Origin of the sequence: uncultured Tessaracoccus sp. (assembly GCF_947286155.1) — a bacterium.
Taxonomy (GTDB): domain Bacteria; phylum Actinomycetota; class Actinomycetes; order Propionibacteriales; family Propionibacteriaceae; genus Arachnia.
The window spans coordinates 1-24,078 of the sequence record NZ_CAMYPD010000023.1 but is presented as its reverse complement, the minus strand read 5'-3'; the positions used below and the strand labels follow the sequence as shown (position 1 = coordinate 24,078).

Genomic DNA, 24,078 nt, shown 5'->3' with positions numbered 1-24,078 from the left:
ACCCTCTTCTCCCAATGCTCGTCGATGCCAGGGCGTCTGGCTAGATTTGCAAGAACTCGCGGACCTGGGCCCAGATCGCGGTCTGGGCCAGGCCGTTGATGCGGGCCGACGTGTCGACATCATTGGCAGGTACCCCAGCGGCGAACATCGCGTGACCGCGACCCGGCACGATGTGGTGTTCGACTTGTGCACCTGCTCCGGACTGCTGCATCGCCTGGACGATCTCGGCACCCATGCGTGACGCCGGCCAAAGTGTGTCGCTCTCCTGTGAAATCAAGAGAGTGCGCGCTTTGATGAGCTCAACAGGCAGTCGTGCAGGTGTGTCGGATGGAGCTTCCTCGACGGCTTTGTCGTGGAACTTCTGTAGCAGTGTTTTGTCCAGCGTCTCGTAGAATTCTTCGTCGGCGTCGAAGTGCAGGAACGGTAGCGGCTCTCCGTGGAAGCTCCAAGACGAGCGTGCCGGCGGCGTCCCGTTTTCGCGCACAGATTCCCAAGCGTAGAGGGTGGGTGACAGTGCGATGAGTTCGTCGACGCTCGGATCATGGCTTGCCCACGCGAGCGCGAACTCGGCACCTTTGGACATGCCGATCACACTGGTCCAGTTCGGGTCAATCCCTGGCTTAGCATGCAGGCGTCGAACGGCTTCTTGTGCGTACTCAAGTGGGATGCGGTCGATGCCTGTTGGTAGTCCGTACTCTGCTCGCCAGTCGAAGTAGGGCAATGCCAGCGCCGGTCGTCCATGTGAGGCGATGAGTGCTGCAATCTGGTTGCACCAGTCGAATCCTCCCCATGCGCCTGGAATGACGACGACAGCTCGGTTGTCGTGTCCTTGGGCGGGTTGGTAGAGGTTCGCCGTGGTCGTTCTGGTGCGCCATTCATGGCGGATCACGTCTCTGCCGGTGAAAGCTCGTACGAACTCGGTCGCTGCGAGGAGGTCTCCGGTTGCGGGATCGCGTACGTCGATCAGGATGGTGAGGGGGTGCAGCGTGAACGAGATCTGGTTTGTCCATCGAGCAGGTTCCTCGGGCGTGAGCTGATGGACGAGCCCGTGAGGGTCGTAGCCGAGGCCATCGTCGACCTGGGAGGCCTGGGTGAGGTCGAGGCGGCCTGAGGCATCAGCGTGCACGTCGAGCGTGCGGGACCATCGCCGTTGCTCGTGATCGATTGTCGAGACCTCCACGGACAGGGTCTGGTGTGGCGAGGCTTCGTGGAGGACCGCGGTGATGGGCTCGTCGACAAGGCCGTGAGGAACGTGTGGGGCGAAGTGCACCATGACAGTGATTTCCTTTAGCTTCTAGATGCGTTTCAGGACGAGGTAGGAGGCGGCAGTTGCCGTCACGACGGCGGCTAGGCTGCCGGTGATGGTGAATACGAGCCCGTGCAGCAGACCCATGAGGGTGCCTTGAAGTACGGCGAACAGCCAGTGAAACCGCGGTACCCACGGGGAGACGGCGAGGGCAATGCCGATGGCGACGCTGACCCCGATACCCAGCAGTTGGTGGGTGGGAGTCAGGGCAGTCTGGATTGCGCGCAGGAGAAGTTCTTGCCCGGTGATGAGTACGAGGGCAAGGATCGTGCCGAGTTCACCCCGCCGCAGGCGGTGCTGAGCCACAGCGAGTGGGAGTGCAGCCCCCTGGTAGGCGGCCCAGATCCATCCGGCAGTCTTTCTGGGGAGCTGCCCGTCTTGGTAACGAGGTGAGGCGGAGATCCTGCGACCTATCCACAGATATCCGTTGAGGAGGACTGTCGCCTCTGTGAGTCCCAGGCAGAGGCCGTTGAGGACAGCCTCGGGGGTGGAGATCGTCGAGCGCGGCCACCCTGCTGCAGCCAACAGGATGAGCGCTCCGGTCAAGCCCAGGCCCGCTGCTGCGTATGTGCGCCCTGCTTCTCGGAGGAGCCGGGGACCGGAAACGTCTTGCTCGCTCATCCGGCCCTCTGTTGTGCTTGAACTGCCCGCATCCAGTGCCGGGTTTGTGCCCACGAGAAGGCGTTGAGCGCCAGATGGCCAACGACAGCAGAGAGCAGCGAGCCCGCGAGCAGAGTGGTCCCGGCCAGGACCGAGGCGTAGGCGGTCTTGAGAACGATCTGGTGAGCACCGTAGGCGTCGTGCGATAGCCCGAAGAGCATCGCGGACACTGCCAAGAGTCCGATGGACGCCGCCGGTGTTTCGACGCTGAGTGCCACGAAGCCGACGATTCCGCGATACAGGATTTCCTCGACGATCGCGACGAGGCAGAGCTCCGGCAACGCCCAGGGTCGGGCGATGGCGATCTTCTGGGGAGTGGCCCAGTGGCGGTAGATGCGGGCGATTCCGTCGGCATCGGCGACAGACGGATCGGTGTGCAGTCGGGCGTCGATGTCCGTCGCTTCCGTCGCTCGTTGAGTCTTCGGGCGGACGTATCGGGCGAGAGACCATTCTGTCAGGACGAAGAGCGCCCCGAGACCCAGGCCGATGAGCACGTGGATGCCCACCTGTGTGATCTTGTCAGGCGTCGGGCTGATCGTGGCTCCGGTGACGATGGCTCCGACGGCGATGGGCGTCATCGTGACAATGAAGATGACGCCGGGCCGTACCCGCAGGCCCCGGCTGACACACCACGCGAGGATGTGCGCGCTCAGTGGTCGTCCTGCCAGAGCAAGGGCTGTCAGAGCAATCACATCTGCCCACCGGCCTATGCGTAGGGGTGCGGAAGCATGGCATCAGCGACCGCGCCATATGCCTGGAAACGCGGGTGGTTCAGTGGCGGGGCGCTCGGCAGGCACAGGCTCATCGTGTCTGGTGACCAGACCCGGGGTACGTAGAAGCCGAGCCTGCGCGCTTCTGGCGTCGTGCAGTCGGCGAACACAAGCTCTGCGCCAAGGCGCTTGTAGCCGGCGATGACCGCGTCGATCTCAGAGCGCACGTCCGATGCTCCATCAGCAGGCAGATCGCTGGCGTCGACAAACTGGTCTTTGGGGAACTTTCGATCGAGGACCGCGGCGCCGTCTGGTCGCGCGTAGTGGGCGACATTGGCGTCGAGGTCGAACATCTGCGTCGTGTCAGTGGTGCGCGCGCCCACGGCACCGTCGACAAGCTCGGGAGATATCCGCAGCATTTTCGACAGCTGGACTCCCGCTGCTGACTCGAGAAACGCCTTGTAGAGGGAGTCTTCGAGACTTGAGGCGATGCCGAGCCCGAGGTTGTGCCCCCGTCCCGACCCAGGGCGGCCGCGCATCACGCACGCAGTGACGTGAACGTTGAAGCCGGGCAGTTCGAGATAATGGAAGGTGGGCGTGACCTGCGAGCCAGCGAGGTGCCGGTCAAGCAGGGCCTTGAGCGCCGTGGTGCGACGACCGAAACGCACTTGTGGAGCAATACGGTCGGTGTACCAGTGACCCATCGCGGCATCGCCGTGGATCAACTCGTAGAGCGCCGACCGGACGGCGAGTTCGGGTGAGGTGTGGGCTGCGCTCCCGGTCGTGACAGCCGAGTTCAGCCACGGCTCGCCCTCCCGTTTGCGGAGCTGGTATCCAATGTAGAGCAACTGCGCTGGCGCCCACCTTGTCTCGCCGGTGATGAGCGAACGAGTGGGGGTCCACGTGATCGGGGAATCCGATTCGAGCGGCGAGTATGCGAACGTGTCCTGTGCATACTGTTCGTCGCGGAACGGGCGCGCAAAAGGGCCGACAAGGGCGGACCTGCCTGCCTCGGTCATCGAGGCCTGCGTCTCGAAGACGCTTTCATAGTCGGCTGTGAGGGGTCTGACGACCTGGGCGTAGCGTTCGACGGTCTCGCCAACACTGCGGATCAGGGCTTCCTCGGTGTAGATGCCGCATCCACCGATGTGATAGGTCAGACCGCTCTTGCGTCCAAGGAGGTGTTCAACGCCGGTTAGCTGTGCGCCGGAGACAATGATGCGTGGTTCGTCGCGACCGCGCATCATGAAGCCCAGGGTGCGGCTGAGCCCGGTCAGCGGGCTGATGATCCGTCGGGCCAGCCGGTCGAAGTCGGGATTGAGGCGAGGGTGATGGTCCGTTGAGGACAGGCGCATGCTCGGTGAGGGTGTCATTCTGCGATCTCCTCCAGCGTCCGTGTCCCGAAGTACAGCTCGAAGTCATCGCGTTCTGCCACCGGCATGCCGACGGTGCTGTCGGGCAGGGGCAGGATCTCGTGAACAGCGAACTCGGAGGTCGGGGCGAAGAATGAGTAGGCGTGTGACAGGGTTCCTGCTGTGCCTGTGGTCACCCACGACACGGCTTCCGGCAGGAGGTGGGCGGCGAGGAGCTGGGCGAGCACCGGCTGCACTTCGAACGCCTTGTCCTGGTTGACGCGGCCTTGCGCGAGGGCCTTCTTATAGGACTGGTACGAGGCGCTTTCACGCAGGTTCATCAGCATGCGCGTCTCATAGGCATCCCAGGAAGGGGTGCGCTTCGACACGGTAGTCGGGCCCACGAGAACGAACGGGCCGTCGACCACACCGTAGAGCCACGGCACCCCGAGATGGTCCATGACACGGTCCACGATTCGGGTCTTCACCGGATCGGCCACTGCCTCGGCATAGATGACAAAGCTCCCGCGCAACTCCTCGAACCGTTGTATTTGGCGATAGAACTCCAGACCGTCCTCCAGCCACGCTGAGTCAGCGTGAGTCAGTGATGCCAGGGGATGGTCCTCATCGGCGAGTGCGATCTCCAAGTCGGGCACTGTCTGTGCCAAGCCCGTCTGCAGAGGGCCGGTAACCTCGGCCGGGCCCACGATGACCACGGGTTCGAGACATTCACGAAGAGAGGAACGTCGACCTTGGACCAGGTCGACGTACTGGTCGAGATAGTTGTCGGCCTCAGCGGAGACGATCTCCTTCTCTTCGAGATATTCTACTACCGCTCGGATGTCTTCGTTTGTTTGTCCCGTGCTCTTTGCGATCTCACCAATGGTGTGCTTACCGTCGAGTAATTCGATGGTGGAGACGAGCTTGCCTGACTCCGAGTCGTCGGTCAGTGTAGTGGAGGTCGGGTTCCAGACCCCCTGTCGGAACTCCACCCGGTTGACATCATGAACGACCACCGAGTAGCGGTTCTTGACGCCATAAAAACTGTTCTCTTGCGTGCTCACGAAGTTCTCCTCCCAACAATGACGGAATGAATATAGGTTTCAAAAAGCCCGTCGATGCCGAGAAGGTCATGCACCTCATCGTCACACAGGCTTCCGCACTCCACGGCTCCCAACTCGAGTGCGGATGCGGCCAATCCCATGGACGCGGCAACGTGTCCGGCTTCGACAAACAGGAACCGCAGCCCCCGGGCTCCGTACTTCCGCATCGACCGCCACGGGCGACCAGCAAGAATGAAGACGGCTGAGGCGCGCGATAGGTGATCCTGGTCGGGTGGGGAGATGCAGGTGTCAACGATGCGTGCCGCATCGCCAGCATTAGGCGTGCGTATCAGTGCATGACGTCGCTTGTCGTACCGGTGAACGACCGGGGCCAGGCCCTCGACCCGTAGGGGCAGTACGTACGCGTCGATCGGTCTGAGGCCCCCGCCGTTGGCCGCCGCATAGAGAGGGAACTGGACTTGGCCGCCGTCGCTGAGTTCTACGCGGGCCCGTCCGGTTTCAGCGATGCTGTGCCCGATGATGTCGGTGAGCTGCTGGAGGGACATCTCTTCTGATGCGAAGGAGCGGCGGCTGCGTCGTCCCGCGACAGCGCTACCGAGAGTCGTGTCTATGGCCTGTGGAGACGGAAGAGGAACCACATCGTCGGGATGAGCATCTTCCTGGCCGATGAGTGAGACTGTTCGCAGGCCGTCATCGTTGAAGTAGGGGCGTGTGGAAATCTGTACTCTCACGTCGCCTCGCACCATTCGGGAAGCGAGTAGGTACTGTTCCGCGATTCGGCTACTCGGCCCCTGCCCCAGGGTTCGATGTGTCAACTCAGATGAGCGTAGTCCGGTTGACTGAATGGACGGCTGCCAAGTCTTGTAGCCGTTGTTGATGGCGAGATGCCTCAGCTCAGATGACGACAGGCGAGGGCCGTTGTCTGCCTCCGCGGAGTCTTGTGCTGCGTGGCTCGTTGTCTCACGAGTGAATCTGTCCGGCATATGTCCTCCTCTAAGTTCTCTGCCAGCCTTCGGCGACACATGTGCCGGGGCATCGGCCTCTGGGAGCGAGTACCGCCCCCAGAGGCCGACTCCGTTGGCGCGCCCGCACGGGTGCGAGCGTGTCAACGGTGGCGTCGACTCACTCGTCGTCGACGGTGACGACCGCGGCGGTCGTGGTGCCAGTGGTGCCCGCAGGGACCACCATCTGCACGCCGGCGTCGTCGTTGTGCGCGAGCGTCCGCTGCTCGGCGATTTCGGTGCTGGTGAGACGCATGACTCAACCTCCTTGATCTGCACTCCTCCGGACGCTGTTCGCCCGGAAAGTCGGAGCTGCGATTTCTCGCATTCTCACCGTAGGTACGTGGCAAGGCACAGTTGTAGTCCGGGAATGCACGGACGGGGCTATGGTTGACAATGATACGGGTTGGCCTGTATGTATGCGGCATGGGGACTGTTGCCGACGCGAGCACGAAGCTCTCGAACCCGCGAGCTGCTGTGCGGTGGAGCGAAGAGCGTTCACCGAGCCTGAGCTGTGGTGCGCAAGGGTCTACGTCAATCTGCGGCTCCGGATCGCGAACGCAGGACCAACGCACGATCTTCTCTTGGGGAACCCTCGGATAGCGGCACTGGAAGGGCCGATTGTGACGAAGCGTTTTCATCGTGCAGCAGCCTCTAAGAGAGTTTCTGAGGTCAAGGGTCTCGTTAACCTAGAGCCATTTTGCGATGCTCTTACAGAGTGCATGAGGCGAAACGAGGGCGAGGAATTTGACTGGCCCCGTATTTGCGCGGTGGTTGACTGCATGCGAGAACGCGTCGGCTTGGGTCTCAAACTGGTGGACGAAATTGGTGGACTCTCAGATGATGCCGTCGCAGTGGCGGTCGCCGCGAGCATCTCAGGCAGTCCGTTTCGACTGACTGCGTTGCTTCCACTCCTCACGTTCTCTGAAAAACGCGGACGTCAAGCACTCGCCGAACTCGAAGAACTTAAAGTTATTGTTGCCCTCGAGGATCACTATCGAGCTTTTGTCTCCCTCGGCCTAGAACCGAATTCCCTTGACGGCCGTCAAGCTGGGGCGCATGCTGCGCCGAGCCCACGAGAACAAGAGGTTGCCCGTCTCGTCGCTCAGGGTCTAACTAATTATCAGATTGGGGTGCGACTTGGGCTAAGCGAGCGCACGGTCGAGACATACATTCGACGCCTCTTCAGAAAGCTCAATGTGAGTTCACGATCCCAGGTCGTGGCTTGGCAGATGTGCCAGGAAAACGTTCGCCTCCCGCTCATGGCTAACGACCCCGTTGAGCACACTTCAACGTAAGTTCCTCTGCTCAGAGAAGCGGCGCGGTCGAGTCCAAATTCCTTTTCTGGTGCAGTGTCAAGGCTGGCCTTCCGCTCTTGGGGGTCCCTATGTTCTTGTCAAGCAGCGAGGGGCATTGGTGAGGGGTCTGGGGCCGGCGCGGGAGCCCGGTAGGGCTCTCGGTTCTTGATCATCGCGAACAGGACGTCGCACCGGCGTCTCGAGAGGCAGATGAGGGCGGCGTTGTGCTTCTTGCCCTGGGCGCGTTTGCGGTCGTAGTAGGCCCGGCTGATGGGGTCGGATCTGAGGGCTGCGAATGAGGACAGAAAGAGGGCTCGTTTGAGGTGTTTGTTTCCGGATCGTGCGGGGAACTCGCCGCGGATCGAGGTTCCGGAGCGTCGGGTGACTGGTGCTAGGCCGGCGTAGGCGGCCAGGTGGCCGGCGGTGGGGAACTGTGAGGCGTCGCCGACGTCGAGCAGGATCCGTGCTGCGGTCCTGACCCCGACGCCTGGCATCGAGGTCAGGACCTCGGCAAGAGGGTGAGCATCAACCACTTTCTCGACCTGGACCGCGAGCTCAGCGCGCTGGTCCAGGACCTGACGCAACGACGCGGCCAGCTTCGGCAGGACCTGTTCTGCCGAAGCCGTGCCAGCAACGACGACGGTCTGCTCGCCGAGAGCGGTGGTGATGGCGTCGGCGAAGGGTGGGGCGTTGCGGGGGTAGGCCTTGGTGATGATGCGCAGCAGCTTGGACTTCGATGCGGCTGCCATGCCTTGCGGGCCGCCGAGCTGCTCGATCACCGCCAAGCCCTGCTTGGTGGTCAACCTCGGTCCGACAACGCGTTCGAGTGCGGGATGGATCTGGGTGAGCAGGCCTCGGATGCGGTTCGACAACCGCGTCGCCTCGGCCGCAAGATCTTCGTCGAAGCCGACCAATACCTTGAGTTCGGCGAGGGTTTCCTCGCCAGCGTCGACGCGGCGCAGGGTGTGGGGCATCGTGCGGGCGGTGTCGGCGATGATGAACGCGTCACGGGCGTCGGTCTTCGCGTTGCCGGGGTAGAGGTCGGCGGCGCGTCGCATCGCCAACCCGGGCAGGTAGGCAACCGTGATGCCCATCGAGCGCGCGACCGCAATTGGCAGCGCGCCGATCGTGTTCGGTTGGTCCACGACCACCAGCACTCGTCCATGGGTTTGGATCTTGGTGAACAAGTCTTCGAGTTTGGCCTGGTCTTGCGGCAGAGGCTTGTCGAAGACCTTCTTGCCGGCAGTATCCAGCGCGCAGGCGTAGTGGGCTTGTTTGCCCACGTCCAACCCGCACCAGATGTCGAAGCCGATCTGTTCCATGATGACCACCATCCTTGCATCGAAGCGACGGTCGCCATGGTTGGTGATGCGTCAGCTGCCGGCACCCACGTTACGAAGAGACCTCATTGCTGGGCCGTGTCCCTATCAGCGGTCGGCTGGCGCCACCAGGCCCGGTGACAACACCCCCCCCGGATCATTCGTGCGACAGGGGCAGTAAGTCATGCCGGGCCCGGCGACCGTAACCCCGCCCTACGGGGTCACCAGCAAGGTAACGGGGCTGCCGATCCGTACCAGGTATGCATCCTGTCGCCTCCTTGGGGCCATGCAGCAACTCTGTTCGATCAACGTGTCCGGCCACCACACCACATGGGAGACTGCGTTGGTCACCGGCGTGTCCTCGGGAGAGATCGCCCGATAGATCGCAGTGTGCCGATAATTACCGATCTCTTCCTTGCAGACGCAGGCCTGGCGCTGCGCTGCGATGGTCATCGACGGCGTCTCCTCGACTTCACCTGCTGCGTCCGCGCACGGTGTGCAGGCGGTGAAGAACCGGTGGTCTTGAACAGGTCCACCCATGCCTCGACGGGCATGTCCTTCGGGAGTCCTGCAGCGGTCATGCCGTGGCGTGTCAGCCACGCCTGTGCGGTCTGTGGTGACCCGAGTGAGGTGGTGCGCGCGAGGATCTGTGCAAGCCCGCGGCCGGGGCCGGTGTAGACGCGGTGGACCAGGGCATGGAAGTGGCGTCGCCGTGTCGGGGACAGCAGCGGATGTTCGCGACGGTGGATGGTGAGGATTCCGCCGTCGACTCCCGGACGCGGGGTGAACGCGCGAGCGGGAACACGACTGTGCAGCGTGAACTCGAACCAAGGCGCCCATTGCGCGGTCATCATCGTGGCACCGCCGACGCCCGCTCTGCGCCGCGCGACTTCCCATTGCACGAGCACGATTGCATCGGTCCATGCCGGGGAGTGCAGGATGCGGCGCAGTATGGCCGTGGTCTGGTGAAACGGCAGGTTGCCGACGAGCACATGCGCAGACGTGGGAAGCCGGTAGGTCAGGAAGTCGTCGGCGACGACCTCCACGTGCGACGGGAGCCGTTGGGTCAAGCGTTGGGCGAGCCTGGTGTCGATCTCGACGGCTGTCACCGGTCGCCCGAGCTGGGCCAGCGGGGTGGTGAGTGCTCCGTCACCGGGGCCGATCTCGATGATCGGGCCCTCGGTGGCAGCCACGAGCCGTGTGATCGTGGCAATGGTGGATGGGCCAGTCAGGAAGTTCTGGCCGTGCTCATGACGGCCACCTCGATAGGTAGGCACTGTTTGCTCCGTGGTTGTTGCGGAGCCGGGCACGCTGAAAGAGCCGCCCGGCCGTGATCACCGGGGGCGGGAGCAACAACCTGTGGAGGGTGCTCTCCGCCGTTAGCGGCTGCGCAGACGCAGCGAAGCAGTGCCGTAGAACAACATGCCCACTAGCGTAGGCGACCCCACTGGGGCTTGTCAATCCCTGTGTGTAAGGGGTGTGACGGGGGTTACAGGTAGGGTTCGATTCGTTCGGGGTAGACGAGGGCGAGTTGGCCGAGGGCGGCCTTCCAGTTCGTGGTTACCGATCCTTCGATGAGGCGTCCGGGGGCTCGGCGTTCAGCGGCGGGTAGGCCGCGTTCCTTCTCGCGCTCCCGGGCTCGCTTGTCCTCGATGTTGCAGATCGCCAGCCACAGCAGCTTGACCACGGCGGCGTCGTTGGGGAAGTGGCCGCGGTTCTTGGTGACCTTGCGCAGCTGGTAGTTCAGCGACTCAATCGCGTTCGTCGTGTAGATGACGCGGCGTAGCTCGGGCGGGAAGGCCAGGAACGGGATGAACCGCTCCCAGGCCGCCCGGAACGTCCGCGCCGCGGCGGGGTACTTCGTGCCCCAGGGGCCGGCCTCGAATGCCTCCAACGCCTCCAGAGCCGCGTCCTCACTGGCGGCGGTGTAGATCGGCTTCAGCGCCGTGGCGACGGCCTTGCGGTCCCCGTAGGACACGAACCGCATCGCGGCGCGGATCAGGTGGACCACACAGGTCTGCACGGTGGCCAGCGGCCAGGTCGCCTCGATCGCCTCGGGAAAGCCGGTCAGCCCGTCGCAGCACACGATCAGCACATCGCGCACCCCGCGGTTGGCGAGGTCCGCGCAGACCTGGGCCCAGAACTTCGCGCCCTCGTGGGTCTGGACCCAGATCCCCAGGACGTGCTTGATGCCGTCCATGTCCACGCCGACGGCGATGTGGGCGGCCTTGTTGACCACGTGAGAGCCGTCCTTGACCTTGACCATGATCGCGTCGAGGTAGATCACCGGGTACAGCGACTCCAGCGGACGGCGCTGCCACGCGAGGACCTCCTCGGCGATGGAGTCCACGACCTTGCTGATCGTCTCGTGACTCACGTCCACCCCGACCGTGGAGGCTAGGTGGTGGGAGATGTCGCGCAGCGTCATCCCGCCGGCGTACAGCGAGATGATCATCCCGTCGACCCCGTCCAGGCGGCGCTGACCCTTGCCTACCAGCATCGGGGTGAAGGTCCCGGCCCGATCGCGCGGGATCGCGAGCTCGATGTCCCCGACCTCGCTCGTCACGGTCTTGGCGTAGTACCCGTTACGGGAGTTCGGGTGGTCGGCGGCATCGACCGCGCCCTTCTCATAGCCCACGTGCTCACTCAGCTCGGCCTCCAGGCCACGCTCCAGGGCGGCCTTGAGCATCCCGCCCAGCACCCCGCCGTCTCCGGTCAGCGGTTCACCGGCATCGATCCGGGCGAAAACCTCATCCAGGGCTCCGGTGGTCTTGAGCTCGGCCGCGAGCTCGGCCTGCTTTCTACGACGCTCAGCGCGCTCCTCGGCGCTCATCTTCGGCATGGCGTCAATCGTCACAGTGTGTCTCCTTCAGGGGGTGGTGCCACACCCCTTACACACACCATTTGACAGGCCCCCCCACTGCCGGTAAGCGTCTCAATATCCCCTCTCTGCTCAAAGACGCGGAAATCCATATCGATGCTGGCAAGAACGAATCCCGAGCTACCCACGGTCGCAGAGCCTCGGCAACATCGAGACTCACTCCGTGAGAGACCTCGACAGAGACGCCACGCCTCTTGCAGATCGAGGTTTGCTTAGATCGCCGGGCCGGTACTCTGACTGTGCGACGTACTGAACGTCGCACCCAAAAGGAGGTGGTCGGCATGCCGACGCTTTCTCTGCTGGACGACGCCTGCGGCAGGTGGGAGTCGTAAAACGCTCGTGGAGGGGCCGTAGGTCCGTGGATAACCTCACGGCTGGAACCCTGAGAAGCGAGAAGCGCATCGCGGCGTAGCCACGTGGCGCATTCCATCCTGGCAACGGGGTGGCGTTCCCGAGACTTCGGCGGACGGCAAAACCTCCAGAGTGCGAAAAGATCCAGGAGGTTGGCGGCGACGCCGCCGAGGGGGTGGCCGCAACGGCCACCCCCTCTCTCACATCCAGGACGCGAGCACCTTTCCGCGAGAGGGGTGGTTCGGCGTGACGGTGTCGATGCGGGTGATGTCGGCTGGTGATGGTTACAAATATCTGCTGCGCACTGTGGCGGCTGGTGATGGTGACCGGTCGCTGTCGACTCCGTTGACCCGTTACTACGCCGAGGCTGGCACCCCGCCGGGGCGTTGGCTCGGTTCCGGCGTCACCGGCCTGGGGCATGGTGAACTTGCCCCTGGTGCGCAGGTGTCGGAGGCGCAGCTTCAGTTGCTGGTGGGGATGGGGCGGGATCCGATTACTGGTGTGCCGTTGGGGCGGGCGTATCCGGTGTACAGCTCGAGGGCGGAGCGGGTCGCGGACCGTGTCGCGCAGCTGGACCCTGCCCTGGGGGCGGTGGAGCGGGGGCGGGTCGTTGCGCAGATTGAGGCGGAGGAGGCTGCGCGGGGGTCGCGGCGTGCGGTGGCGGGGTTTGATTTCACGTTCAGTGTGCCGAAGTCGGCGTCGGTGTTGTGGGCGGTTGCGGACGCGGGGACGCAGGCGTTGATTGCGCAAGCCCATCATGAGGCGGTTGCGGCGGTGGTTGCGTTCATGGAGCGCGAGGTTGCAGCCACCCGCACGGGTGCAACTGCTGGGGATGGCGCGGTTGCACAGGTCGACGTCACCGGTTTGATCGCGACGGCGTTTGATCACTTCGATTCCCGCGCCGGGGACCCGCACTTGCATACGCATGTGGTGATCAGCAACAAGGCCCGCACGGTGTTGGATGGGAAGTGGCGGAGTCTGGATGGGCGTCCGATGCATGCCGCGGTGGTCGCGTTGTCGGAGCTGCACGAGGCCGTGTTCGCCGATCACATGACCCGCACGTTCGGCGTGAGCTGGGAGCCGCGGGAGATGGGCCGTGACCGGAACCCGTCATGGGCGATCACCGACGTCCCCGAGGAACTGGTGGCGGAGTTCTCGACCCGCTCCCGGCACATCAACGAGGCGACCGACGCGCTGATTGCTGACTACGTGACCCAGCACGGCAAACGCCCGTCGCCGGCGACCATCATGAAACTGCGCGCCCAGGCCACGCTCGCGACCCGCCCAGAGAAGCAGGTCCGATCCTTGGCGGAGCTAACAGCCGAGTGGCGCACCCGCGCCAGTCAGCAGCTCGGCACGGATGCCACCGCGTGGGCGCGGAGCGTCACGGCGGGGGAGCGGCAGTTGCTGTTGCGGGCTGATGATGTGCCGTTGGATCTGATCGGGCAGGTGGGGCGGTCGGTGGTTGAGGTGGTTGGTGAGAAGCGTTCGACGTGGCGGCGCTGGAACCTGATGGCCGAAGCCGCGCGCCAGACGATGGGGTGGCGGTTCGCCACCGTCGAGGACCGCGAAGTCATCACCGCCATGGTTGCTGACGCCGCCGAACAGGCGTCCCTGCGCCTGACCCCACCCGAGCTCGTGACCAGTCCGGTGGAGTTCCGCCGTCCCGATGGCACCTCGGTGTTTCGGCCCAAGCACTCGACCGAGTTCTCCTCCGACACCCTCCTCGCGGCAGAGGACCGCCTCCTGCAACGGGCCCGCACCACCACCGGCCCGAGCATCGACCTCGCCACCGTCGAGACCATCACGAGCAAGCCCGATGCCGAGGGGCGGGTGCTCGGTCCCGACCAGGCGTCAGCTTTGGCGTCGGTCGCGGTGTCGGGCCGGGTGGTGGATGTGTTGGTGGGGCCGGCGGGGGCCGGGAAGACGACCGCGATGAACGCCTTGCGCCGGGCGTGGGAGGCCTCGCATGGTGCTGGGTCGGTGGTGGGGCTGGCGCCGTCGGCGGTGGCGGCGCAGGTGCTGGCCGATGATCTGGGGATCGCCACGGAGAACACGGCGAAGTGGTGGACCACCCACCAACACACCGGCGCCAGCTTCAAGGCCGGGCAGCTGGTCATCATCGACGAAGCCTCCCTCGCCGGCACCCTGTCCTTGGACCGGATCACGCAGGCAGCGGAGGAGGCGGGGGCGAAGGTGCTGTTGGTCGGTGACTACGCCCAGCTCCAATCCGTCGACGCTGGCGGTGCGTTCAGCCTGTTGATCCACGACCGCGACGATGCTCCCGAGCTGGTCGATGTCCACCGCTTCACCCACGCTTGGGAGAAGACCGCGTCCCTGGAGTTGCGGCACGGCCGCACCCCGGTCATCGACACCTACCTGGCACACAATCGCATCCATGACGGCGACGCCGAGGCCATGGCCGATGCCGCCTACACCGCCTGGCGCCGAGACCGGCAGCAGGGTTTGGTGTCGGTGCTGATCGCCGAAACCCGCGAGAACGTCACCGCCCTCAACGTCCGCGCCCGCGCCGACCTCATCCTGGACGGCACGCTGAAGCCCGGCCCCGAAATCACCCTGTCCGACGGGTCCATGGCGGGCGTGGGGGACACGATCATCACCCGCCACAACGACCGGCGGCTACGGAACCGGCACGGCTGGATCCGCAACGGCCAAACCTGGACCATCGCCGCCGTGCGCGGCGATGGTTCGGTCACGATCCGCCCACCCGGGGCCCGGTTCGGCAACAGCATCGTCGTGCCCGCCGACTACGTGGCCGAGCACGTCGACCTCGGCTACGCCGTCACCGCCCACCGCGCCCAAGGCATCACCACCGACACCGCCCACGTCCTCGTCGAACCCACCACCACCAGGGAGAACCTGTATGTCGCGATGACGCGCGGACGGGAATCGAACCAGGCCTACGTCATCCTCGACCGCCCTGACGATCACGCCACGGCGCATCCGGGCGACAATCCCGACGCCACCGCCCGCACGGTCCTCTACGGCGTGCTCCAACACAGCGGTGCTGAGCTGTCGGCGCACGAGACCATCACCGCCGAGCAGGACCGGTGGGGCTCGATCGCCCAACTCGCCGCCGAATACGAAACCATCGCCGCCGCAGCCCAACACGACCGCTGGACCACCCTCGTCACCACCAGCGGCCTCACTACCGATCAAGCGCAAGCCGTCATCGACTCCGACGCTTTCGGCGCCCTGACTGCGGAACTGCGCCGGGCGGAAGCCAACCACCACAACGTCGACACCCTCCTGCCACGCCTCATCAAGGCGCGCAGGTTCGCCGACGCCGACGACATCGCCTCCGTCATCCACCACCGCCTCGCCAACGCCACCACCCGACCCGCCGGATCCGGCCGCACCCGCCAGGCCCCGCGTCTCATCGCCGGCCTGATTCCCGAAGCCACCGGCCCCATGACCCCCGACATGCAACAAGCCCTGACCGAGCGCCGCCACCTCATCGAAACCCGAGCAGAAGCCGTCCTTGACACCGCCCTCCACACGCAAGAACCCTGGACCACAGCACTCGGTCCGATACCCGCCGGCGGGCGGGAACGGCGGCAATGGCGACGCCGCGCCCTGGTTGTAGCCGCCTACCGGGACCGGTACCAGATCACCGACCCGGCCCCGCTCGGCGCCCAACCGGAAGGCACGGCGCAGAAGATCGACCGCGCCCGAGCCGAAACAGCACTACGAACGCTGGCCCGCCCGACCATCCACGACGAGCGCCGGCGCCCCGCACCGCAGGCGTCTCGCCAATTGGTCTAGCGGGCGTCTGGGGCACGTTGCGCGCAGAGGTGGGGTGCGATCAGGAGGAGGCCGTAGGCGAGGACGAGGAAAAACGCGACCGGGCCTTGCTGGTTCCCTGAAAGCGTCGGGTACTGACCGGCGGCGGCTCCGTACACGATGGCATCCAGTAGGAGCCCGGTTGCTGAGATCGTGGTACCGAACAGCAGCCGGAGCATCAACGAATCATCGCGGCGCTTACGGAACAACAGGTAGCCGACCATGGCGACACCGAGAGCGAGCAGACCGAACACGATGATCACCGGTACGCCACTCCAGGCCCCGGCGTCAGGGACGAGGACTGTACCTGCCGTGACAAGCAGCCCGGTGGCGATCACCCAGATCACGACGCCATACCCAACGGCAACGAGCACGTCGCGCCGGCTGAGCAGTGGGGGAGGAGCGGTAGGCGGCATGCGACCATATTACTGAAACGACTGTGGTAAGAATAGGGTGTGGCTCGCCCAAAGAACCCTCAGCGCACCAGTGACCTGCTTGACGCCTCAGCTCAGGTGCTGCAGGCGCGCGGTATCGCCGGTGTCACCCTGCGGCCACTCGCTGCGGAGTTGGGAGTCTCGCCGCGAACGCTGCTGTATCACTTCGGCAGCAAGGAAAAGCTGATCACCCAGGCCATCCGGCACCTCCGCCACCAGCAACCCACACTCGCGAAGGCACTTGCTCCAGACCAACAGCCCAGTCCGGGCGCCGTGACCCTTGGTGATGTGGTCAGGTGCATGTGGGAGGAGCAGAAGCAGGAGCAAGCGCGGCCCTTCCTCGCGCTGTACTTCGAACTCGCCGCCCTAGCCATCCGCGACCCCGACACGTACGGAACCATGCTCCACGAACTCGACCACGAGTGGACCGACGCGATCACCAGTCATCTACAGACCCGCGGCCTTGATGCGCACGAGGCTGCTTCGCGGATGAAAATGCTGATGATCCGGTACCGCGGGGCACTGCACTACGGGCTCGTCACAGGAGACTGGGACGCCGCTGACGCGGCGATACACGCTGCCGTCGGCGCTACTGACGTGTGAACGCCCAGGAATATCTGCCCGTAGCTGTGGCCGTGGCGCGGGCCCGCGGAGGGGGCTTGTTGATGGCCCTCATGTTCTCGGGGGTTCGAGGCCGGGGCGCCTGGTCGATGTCGCTACGCGTCGGCACTACATCGAGCGGCCGGGCGACTCGGATACCGGTGCGTTGCGCCGTTGGAAATCGGCAGACAGTTCCGCCCGTTCCTGGAGATGCTGAGGCGGAAGGTGCTCGACGTCGTTCGCCGAGGCCACCAGCCGGGCAGTTCCTGCGCGGAGAAGCTCGTGGGTGCCAATACTCGACACGCTCGTAACCGGCCCGGGCACCGCTGCGACATCACGACCCAAGCGATGCGCTTCTCGGGTCACGCCCAAGGCTCCTGATCGTGCGGCCGCTTCGACGATCACCGTTGTGCCAGACAAGGCAGCAAGCAGCCGATTGCGAGCTAGGAAGCGATGCCGCGTCGGCACAGCCCCGGGAGGCAGCTCGCTCACCAGGGCACCGACATCAGCGACCTGGTTCAGCAGGTCGTGATGCCCGCGAGGGTAGAGCCGGTCCACGCCTCCGGCCAGCACCGCGATCGTGTCACCACCAGCAGCCAACGCTCCACGATGCACTGCACCCTCGACCCCAAAAGCACCACCAGCGACCAACAGGCGCTCCCGACTCGCCAGATCACCAGCCAACTCGCTGGCGACCCGCTCACCATAAGACGTGGACGCACGAGAACCGGTCACGGTGACCAGGTCCTCCAACGGGCGCGCGAGGAACGACGTCGCGCCACGCACGAACAGAACATACGGGGCACGCTCCCCAAGATCATCCAAAGCCCGCGGCCACTCCACGTCACCCGCAATCAACGTGGCGAAGCCCCCGTTCTCGACCGTCCGCAACCGCTCACTGAGCCGCTCGACCTCCTGTGGAGAGAGCCGGTCACGCCACACCTGTGCATCCACCCGGCTCAGACCCGGAACTGCGGCATCACTGTCGAGCAGCCTCAGAGTCTCGACAGCACCCCGCTGCTGTAGCAGACGACCAGTCGTTGCATCGTCGGGCTCGGCCAACAACGACAGCACCACCCGGGCACGACGTTCATCAACACCAAGACCAGCAACACCAGACATGACGGCTCCTCCTCGACCGGACTTCGCCGAGAAGGTGCGCCAACGCAGCCCGCGAGCCTCGCGAGGCGGTCAGGCCGTCGGTGCTGGTGAACGCGACGGCAAGCGCCGCTCGCGACGCTCAGCAGCGCGGGCTCGCACCAACAACACCACGCTTACCGGGCCCATCACTAGGAACTTGAACGCGTTCCAAATGGACAGCAGCACCAGCAGGTGGAACCACCCCGGCGCACCGCGGTCGATGAGAATCGTCAGGATGTTCGCGACCCCGAGGTACGGGATGGCCAGCATCATCGCCGGGACGCCCCACTTCAGCCCGCGTCGCCTGCGGAGCTTGTCCAACACGATGTTGGTCGGCATGTAGCGGCGCAGGAAGTCACGCGTGTGGATGCTGACGATCCAGATCAGGCGAAACATGAGCACAGTCCTCTCCTCGTCTCCGGCGACAAGGAATCGAGAAGGACCGCTCCGGCCGAAGCCAGCTGGTCGTCCCACCACGTCCGGCGGTGGGTCACGCAGGTGGAGGCCGCCTACCCACAAGATACCGCCGTTGACGTTGCGTTGGAAGAGTCCCGGTGCTTGGTGACATGACCCGCTTGGGCTCTCACCCCCAGAAGATTGGATCCTGGTGGCTGCCGATGTAGTCGAGCAGTGACTGGACGTTCTTCGTCGGACGCTTGCGGGTGTACTCGTGGAACTTCATGTACCGGTCGCGCCAGTAGATGCTCCACTGCCCAGTCTTGACGGTATAGCGCAGGCGCGCGACCGGGAACCGTGTCCAGTCTCCCTGCCCGTCCCAGGGCGGCCTCGTCTCGATGATCGTGACGTGCCGGTCGGCAATCTCGGCTTCTACCCGCACTTGATCCCACAGGTGCTCGGGCACGCGTTCACGGCACCAGCGGCCGATGCGCAGCAGGTCGGTCTCGGGCATCGCCATACGTCCATTCTGCTATCCGAGCTCCTCGGTAGCCTCGAAGCTGTGGCGGCAGGGCAAGTCCATCGGGGAGCATCACGTTGCGGCGGAGCTGGCCCGAAGTAGCTCACGTTGGTGCGGACAGTGTGAAGGCAGTCCCATCCCCGCCGACCCGGATAACGGTCGGGTGGTCGAGATTCAGGTGAAGACGGCGCAAGGCTCCACCTGGCGATAGCTTCGCTGGCTCGACTCGAAGTCACAGGATCCAAGGTCAGCAGGAATAGTACGTCATGGCGGCCGTTCCGCATGACCCATGCCGTGCAGGAAGCTCCGTGGTGCCTCGTCCGCATGTCGTCCCAGAGGCGTGGGGCGAGCACATGAACCCGATCACCTGGTCACATCCGCGTGCCGCGAGGCATCCTCGCGGCACAGGCGCGATCATAGGCTTATGGCGATTCGGCGGTTCCAGGGAGCTTGCCGCTTGCGGCCGCAACGATGCCTACACAGGAGAGATCGACGTGGTCGCGGCGGAGAGTCGCGACCCGACAGCAGTTGCACGTCATATCTTGGCTCTGGAGGAGGCCGTCAAGTGAGGTCACGCCCCGCTGGCTGGAAGCGATCGCGATCGCTCAGCAAGCTAGTGCCCCAGTCCCTATCGGAAGGTCGCTCAGCATGGCAACGGTAGAACAGCAGGTTCTGGACTCGAGCAACGCGATCGACCAGAACATCTCGGCAATCACGACCGACCGTGGATTCTTGTCACAGAACCTGCTGCAATACTTGCGCCATCTGGTCGAGGGCTTGGTCGTCTATGCGCACGTCCCAGATCGGACGGTGACGTACAACTACCAGACGGAGTTTGATGCTGCTCGGGACGCAGTGAACGGTGATGCCCGCTATCGACTGTTGACGCGCTTCCACAGCCTGCTCCAGATCAGTGTCTCGCACTACACACTCGACCGGGACCCCTCAGAGCGCCTGATGCTCAAATACTACGAGTACCTGCTACGCACACGCGACCTCGCGAAGCAGCACCTCGGCCTGGACATCCTCCGGAATCTCGAGCAGTTTCCGCTTCACGAGGATCCGGCACTCCGCGCGTACTACGAGAAGATTGCTGGCCGGATTGAGGCATCGAAACACGACTTGCTGACCGGCAAGACCGAGCGTTACTACATCAACAGCTCTCGACCGTTCTTCATTGGCAACCGAATCTACTACGAGGTCACCTTCAGCCTGGCCCACAACCGGACAAGCAAGTTTGATCGGATCATCGGCTTCACCGACATTGATGTGAGCGACTACTACGCTGCACAACTCGAGCTTGCGAACGACTCAATCGACGTGCTCGGTCAGACGATGCCGATCATCATCGTGCGCGACTGGTCGGTGTCCATCCGACCGTGCGAGTTCGACAACTTCGCTCGACTCCTCGGACAGCAGACCACGGTGCAGTCGGGACACGTCGAGTACCGCAATCTGATGCGGTACCTAACGCTGACACGTCACAGTCTGCTCGACCTCCTTGACTCGTCAGACGAGGTGTACAACCAGGTGAAGACATGGGTCCTCACGAACGCTCAGCGAACGCCTCTAATCTTTCCTGCACTGGACGCGGCGAGGGCGATCATCGGGCACAACCGTCCAGGCACCCGACTCTTGCGCTACCTGATGCTCCGGATGAACAACCAAATCCTGAAGGCACAGTACGACGTTAATCAGTGCGGGTGGCTCTCGAACCTGAATGTCTCAAGCGGCTGCCGTCCGTTCGACACGATGCCGTACTGTACGTCGCCCCGGAAACACAACCCGAGGTTTGCTGACCTCGCGGCTAGCATCGATTCTTCGAACAGGAAGCACGAGCTACTTGCGCGACGGGTACGCGTCAACGTCGAGCAGCACGGCATGATCTACACACCCGAGAGCGACCTCGAAGACCTCGGGGACATCGACGACCTGATCAGGCGCCACAACGCCGCTCTTCCACCGACACCACGGCACGCCCCACGCAAACTCCAACGCGCCAACGGCCACGTGTTCATCGTCGGGTACGAGGACGGCACCGTAGAGATCATCGAGCAGCTCCAGAAGATCGCCTCGAATGGCATCGAGGACTACGCGGACGACGTCGCCGCATGGCTTGACGAAAACGCGAAACTTCCGGACGGTGACCCGCAGAAAGTTGACGATGAGATCAAGGCCGATGCCCTGCGGAAGCTCTTCTCCCACTCGAAGGTGGCCCTCATCTACGGAGCCGCAGGCACCGGCAAGTCCACGATGGTCAACCACATCGCGAACTACTTCGAGAGTGAGCGGAAGCTCTTCCTGGCACACACCAACCCGGCCGTCGATAACCTGAAGCGCCGCGTCGACGCTCCCAACAAACACTTCAGCACAATCTCGAAGCATGTGCGGGGCGACTGGGACACATCGGGTCATTTCGATATCGTCATCATCGATGAATGCAGTACGGTCAGCAACGCTGCATTCCTCGAGGTGCTCGCCAACACCGAATTCGATCTGCTGGTGCTGGTGGGTGATGTCTACCAGATCGAGTCCATCGAGTTCGGGAACTGGTTTGGCGCAATTCGCTCGTACATCCCACCAGAGTCAGTACACGAATTGACACACCCGTTCCGTACGACCGACGAGGAGCTCCTGACCCTCTGGGATCGCGTGCGTGACCTTGACGACCGGATCGAAGAGTCACTGTCGAAAAATGAGTACTCCAAAGAACTAGGGGAGTCGCTCTTCGCACGACACGGTGCCGACGAGATCGTGCTCTGTCTCAACTACGACGGATTGTACGGGATCAATAACGTTAACCGCTTCCTTCAGGCGAGCAACCCGAGCCCGGCCCACGTCTGGGGTGAGGCTGTTTACAAGGTTGGCGATCCGGTGCTCTTCAATGAGACGGATCGCTTCCGCCCGCTGATCTTCAACAACATGAAGGGCAATATTGTTGGGATTAGCCAGGTGCCCGGGAAGATCACCTTCGACGTCGACCTTGGGCTCGAGCGTGAGGTGACAGCGATGGAGGCGATGCTCTCGAACCTCCGCGTCGTTGAAGACTCCGTGGTTCAGTTCGACGTCATCGAGCGCCCAGACACGGACGAGGACGATGACTCGACGACGACCATCGTGCCATTCCAGATTGCCTACGCGGTCTCGATCCACAAGGCGCAGGGTCTCGAGTTTGACTCGGTGAAGGTTGTTATCACGGAAGCCAACGAAGAGAACATCTCGCACAGCATCTTCTATACAGGGATTACCCGGGCTCGAAAGCATCTCGAGGTCTACTGGACGCCTGACACTCAGACTCGGATCCTAAGCCGACTGGAGGTTCGCGAGAACAAGAAGGACGAGAACCTGCTTCGGCGGCGTCGCGGCGTGGTTCCGGTAGTCAAGGTGCCCAAACGACAGAAGGTGCGTCAGAAACCGTAGCTGCCTGGATCGGATCACTGATGGACCTAGCGCTTGCCACCGGGTGCACACGAATCACGTTGCCCGGGCACCGTGCGGCAGCTAGCCGTGGCGAGTAGCTCGAAGTCCCGGTACGGTGGACCCATCCGTAGGGGTGTGCTTTCCATCTGGCGACGAGGTCGGGGAATGCATGCCACACCGCCCGCGCATGGCTGATTCTCCGGTGATTCAAAGGGGCAGGCTGGACAGCGAATGCGGAGATGGCTCGGTTTGTGGCCCATTCGATCAGCGTGGCTCCGTGGGCGCAAATGGTCGCAGAGCCCAGACCTGTCGGCCGTACGGTCTCGGTAGGTCTGGGCTCGCTCCATGGGTGGGTGAGTCAGGGCTCGGTGACGTAGTCGGACAGGGATTCCAGTGTCGAGACCCATCCGTCGTAGAAGAAGCCGTCGCCGGGCTGCCCTTCGACGCCGCGCAGGTCCAGGGTCAGGAGCGTGCCAGTTCCCATGGGAGTAAGCGTCAGTGTGATCACGGGTGCGTCCGCGGGGTCCGCGTCAGGTTCGCCCCAGGTGAACACGAGTCGTGAGTGGCGCTCCAGCTCTAGGTAGACGCCGCCGGTCACGACGGTTGTGCCGTCTTCGTCGTTGACCATGGCGTATTGATAGCGGCCCCCAACACGGAGATCGACGGAAACGCTATCGCTAGGAGTGTGGGCTCCCTTGGGGTGCCACCAGGCGGCGATTTCTTGTGGGTTCGTCCAAGCGTCCCATATCTGATCGGGTGACGCGGCGAGCTGGCGAGTGAGTGTGAAGCCCTTGGTCTTATCGGTCATCTGTGGCCTCCTTTGAGTCGGTAGTGCTGGGTGAGTGTCCGTTCAGGTGGTCTTCGAGTCGATCGAGGCGGTCGTTCCATTCGGCTCGTTGTGCTTCGAGCCATGCAGCGGCTTGGTCGAGCCCGGTCTGGGTCAGATGGCATTCGACCCATTTTCCTCGGCGGGTGCGAGTGAGTAGTTCCGCCTTTTCCAAGACGGTGAGGTGTTGCGATATGCCGGCACGGGTCATGGGGTAGTGGCCTGCAAGTTCGGTGACGGTGGCTGGCCCTTGTCGAAGGCGCGTCAGCAAGTCGCGTCTGGTCGCGTCGGCCAAGGCGGCGAACTGTCGGTCGAGTAGGTCTTGCGTGGACCTCACCTCCTCGTGTAAGCACTTACTTACACGATAGTTGGGATCGTACGGTGGCGGCAACCCCGTGCTGGGTCCGCTACGCGTGACCACAGGAAGAGAGCTGTTCATGGGCCGAATCTTGGGCATCGCCCACTTCGCATTCCACGAGGGACGAGCTGAGAGGTTCCTACAGTTGAGCGCCGAGTGCTTGCGTCTCACTCGCGAGAGGGATCGCGGGACACTTCGGTACGAGGTCTACGTCAACGAAGAGCGGACTCGCGCGGTGGTCGTTGAAGAGTATGAGGACGAAGCCGCGCTCCTCGAACACGGAGAGCACATCGGCGCGAGCCTCACTGAGGCCATCTTGGCAACCGGCGAGGTTCATGGCGAGATTGTGGGTGAGCTGAGTCCCGAGATGTGCAGACGACTGCGCGGCGGACCAGTCACGGCATTTCTGCCTGCACACACGTTGCCGAAGAGCCAGTCGGACGAGGTTCAGCCTGAAGCCCACTGACCGGCGTGATCGGATGAACGCGATCGCTTGATGCGTTGGAGCGCCACATTGCGGTGCTGTTTTGCGAGCAGTATCGGACTAGGCTTGAGGCTCCACTGAGGTGTGCTTTCCATCTGGCGACGAAGCGCCCGAGTTCAGCCGCGATGTCCTTGAAGCCATGCGACAGCCTTTG

The 24,078-nt window shown here is 63.7% G+C and carries 22 protein-coding genes; 5 read left to right on the top strand and 17 right to left on the bottom strand.

The genetic code is table 11. From position 1 onward, the window contains the following. Positions 1–40 precede the first annotated feature (40 nt). The 7 genes from Q0X68_RS07375 to Q0X68_RS07345 form a co-directional block, all read right to left on the bottom strand. Positions 41–1,273 (bottom strand): acyl-CoA thioester hydrolase/BAAT C-terminal domain-containing protein, encoded by a 1,233-nt coding sequence (locus tag Q0X68_RS07375; protein ID WP_102237440.1) that lies wholly within the window; start codon positions 1,271–1,273, stop codon positions 41–43. 21 nt (positions 1,274–1,294) lie between these two features. Beyond that, the gene (locus Q0X68_RS07370; protein ID WP_073717283.1) at positions 1,295–1,927 is read right to left on the bottom strand and encodes a hypothetical protein; all 633 of its coding nucleotides are present in this window, start codon (positions 1,925–1,927) and stop codon (positions 1,295–1,297) included. Beyond that, positions 1,924–2,544 (bottom strand): CPBP family intramembrane glutamic endopeptidase, encoded by a 621-nt coding sequence (locus Q0X68_RS07365; protein WP_297749688.1) that lies wholly within the window; start codon positions 2,542–2,544, stop codon positions 1,924–1,926. The genes Q0X68_RS07370 and Q0X68_RS07365 overlap by 4 nt, the downstream gene beginning before the upstream one ends. Before the next feature lie 128 nt (positions 2,545–2,672). Continuing rightward, a complete protein-coding gene (locus Q0X68_RS07360; protein WP_073717281.1) occupies positions 2,673–4,031 on the bottom strand; it encodes a YcaO-like family protein in 1,359 nt (452 codons plus the stop codon). A 14-nt stretch (positions 4,032–4,045) separates the two neighbouring features. Then, on the bottom strand, positions 4,046–5,092 hold the full coding sequence (locus Q0X68_RS07355) for a hypothetical protein (RefSeq protein WP_106506939.1): 1,047 nt from the start codon (positions 5,090–5,092) through the stop codon (positions 4,046–4,048). Beyond that, positions 5,089–5,838 carry a SagB/ThcOx family dehydrogenase gene (locus Q0X68_RS07350; protein WP_255407898.1) on the bottom strand — a complete coding sequence of 250 codons (750 nt, stop codon included), beginning with the start codon at positions 5,836–5,838 and terminating at the stop codon, positions 5,089–5,091. Before Q0X68_RS07350 ends, Q0X68_RS07355 begins: the two co-directional genes overlap by 4 nt. Before the next feature lie 376 nt (positions 5,839–6,214). Next, positions 6,215–6,349: a hypothetical protein gene (locus Q0X68_RS07345; protein ID WP_255407897.1), complete on the bottom strand. Its 135-nt coding sequence runs from the start codon at positions 6,347–6,349 to the stop codon at positions 6,215–6,217. 526 nt (positions 6,350–6,875) lie between these two features. On the opposite strand from Q0X68_RS07345, the gene Q0X68_RS07340 reads away from it, so the two are divergent. After that, complete coding sequence (locus tag Q0X68_RS07340; protein ID WP_297749677.1) at positions 6,876–7,391, top strand: response regulator transcription factor; 516 nt, start codon at positions 6,876–6,878, stop codon at positions 7,389–7,391. 98 nt (positions 7,392–7,489) lie between these two features. Here the strand turns inward: Q0X68_RS07340 and Q0X68_RS07335 are convergent, their stop codons facing one another. The 4 genes from Q0X68_RS07335 to Q0X68_RS07320 form a co-directional block, all read right to left on the bottom strand. Next, positions 7,490–8,725 carry an IS110 family transposase gene (locus Q0X68_RS07335; RefSeq protein ID WP_170957839.1) on the bottom strand — a complete coding sequence of 412 codons (1,236 nt, stop codon included), beginning with the start codon at positions 8,723–8,725 and terminating at the stop codon, positions 7,490–7,492. A gap of 198 nt (positions 8,726–8,923) precedes the next feature. After that, positions 8,924–9,163: a hypothetical protein gene (locus Q0X68_RS07330; RefSeq protein WP_073717678.1), complete on the bottom strand. Its 240-nt coding sequence runs from the start codon at positions 9,161–9,163 to the stop codon at positions 8,924–8,926. Then, positions 9,160–9,987 carry a 23S ribosomal RNA methyltransferase Erm gene (erm, locus tag Q0X68_RS07325; RefSeq protein WP_297749666.1) on the bottom strand — a complete coding sequence of 276 codons (828 nt, stop codon included), beginning with the start codon at positions 9,985–9,987 and terminating at the stop codon, positions 9,160–9,162. The genes Q0X68_RS07330 and erm overlap by 4 nt, the downstream gene beginning before the upstream one ends. Before the next feature lie 212 nt (positions 9,988–10,199). Next, the gene (locus tag Q0X68_RS07320) at positions 10,200–11,543 is read right to left on the bottom strand and encodes an IS256 family transposase (RefSeq protein WP_246958392.1); all 1,344 of its coding nucleotides are present in this window, start codon (positions 11,541–11,543) and stop codon (positions 10,200–10,202) included. Between the two features lie 645 nt (positions 11,544–12,188). Between Q0X68_RS07320 and mobF the strand changes: the two genes are divergently transcribed. Beyond that, on the top strand, positions 12,189–15,728 hold the full coding sequence (mobF, locus tag Q0X68_RS07315) for a MobF family relaxase (RefSeq protein WP_297749664.1): 3,540 nt from the start codon (positions 12,189–12,191) through the stop codon (positions 15,726–15,728). Here mobF and Q0X68_RS07310 read toward each other — a convergent pair. After that, positions 15,725–16,162: a hypothetical protein gene (locus Q0X68_RS07310; protein ID WP_146007793.1), complete on the bottom strand. Its 438-nt coding sequence runs from the start codon at positions 16,160–16,162 to the stop codon at positions 15,725–15,727. The two genes, mobF and Q0X68_RS07310, sit on opposite strands and share 4 nt — an antisense overlap. 39 nt (positions 16,163–16,201) lie before the next feature. On the opposite strand from Q0X68_RS07310, the gene Q0X68_RS07305 reads away from it, so the two are divergent. Further along, positions 16,202–16,783, top strand: a complete 582-nt coding sequence (locus Q0X68_RS07305; RefSeq protein WP_102237424.1) for a TetR/AcrR family transcriptional regulator — start codon at positions 16,202–16,204, stop codon at positions 16,781–16,783. 126 nt (positions 16,784–16,909) lie between these two features. Here the strand turns inward: Q0X68_RS07305 and Q0X68_RS07300 are convergent, their stop codons facing one another. The 3 genes from Q0X68_RS07300 to Q0X68_RS07290 all read right to left on the bottom strand — a co-directional run bounded on the left by Q0X68_RS07300 (position 16,910) and on the right by Q0X68_RS07290 (position 18,836). Continuing rightward, the gene (locus Q0X68_RS07300) at positions 16,910–17,902 is read right to left on the bottom strand and encodes a DNA-processing protein DprA (RefSeq protein ID WP_297749657.1); all 993 of its coding nucleotides are present in this window, start codon (positions 17,900–17,902) and stop codon (positions 16,910–16,912) included. Between the two features lie 69 nt (positions 17,903–17,971). Beyond that, the gene (locus tag Q0X68_RS07295; RefSeq protein WP_102237430.1) at positions 17,972–18,316 is read right to left on the bottom strand and encodes a sulfate permease; all 345 of its coding nucleotides are present in this window, start codon (positions 18,314–18,316) and stop codon (positions 17,972–17,974) included. 187 nt (positions 18,317–18,503) lie between these two features. Next, positions 18,504–18,836 (bottom strand): DUF3024 domain-containing protein, encoded by a 333-nt coding sequence (locus Q0X68_RS07290; protein ID WP_102237427.1) that lies wholly within the window; start codon positions 18,834–18,836, stop codon positions 18,504–18,506. A 648-nt stretch (positions 18,837–19,484) separates the two neighbouring features. Here Q0X68_RS07290 and Q0X68_RS07285 point away from each other — a divergent pair. Further along, positions 19,485–22,256 carry an ATP-dependent RecD-like DNA helicase gene (locus tag Q0X68_RS07285; RefSeq protein ID WP_297749648.1) on the top strand — a complete coding sequence of 924 codons (2,772 nt, stop codon included), beginning with the start codon at positions 19,485–19,487 and terminating at the stop codon, positions 22,254–22,256. A 358-nt stretch (positions 22,257–22,614) separates the two neighbouring features. Here the strand turns inward: Q0X68_RS07285 and Q0X68_RS07280 are convergent, their stop codons facing one another. After that, positions 22,615–23,064, bottom strand: a complete 450-nt coding sequence (locus Q0X68_RS07280) for an SRPBCC domain-containing protein (protein WP_297749645.1) — start codon at positions 23,062–23,064, stop codon at positions 22,615–22,617. Then, positions 23,054–23,521, bottom strand: coding sequence for a metalloregulator ArsR/SmtB family transcription factor (locus tag Q0X68_RS13130; RefSeq protein ID WP_366127957.1), 468 nt, complete (start codon positions 23,519–23,521; stop codon positions 23,054–23,056). The genes Q0X68_RS07280 and Q0X68_RS13130 overlap by 11 nt, the downstream gene beginning before the upstream one ends. Here Q0X68_RS13130 and Q0X68_RS07275 point away from each other — a divergent pair. Continuing rightward, positions 23,496–23,906, top strand: coding sequence for a putative quinol monooxygenase (locus tag Q0X68_RS07275; RefSeq protein WP_297749642.1), 411 nt, complete (start codon positions 23,496–23,498; stop codon positions 23,904–23,906). The two genes, Q0X68_RS13130 and Q0X68_RS07275, sit on opposite strands and share 26 nt — an antisense overlap. The last annotated feature ends 172 nt before the right edge of the window (positions 23,907–24,078 follow it).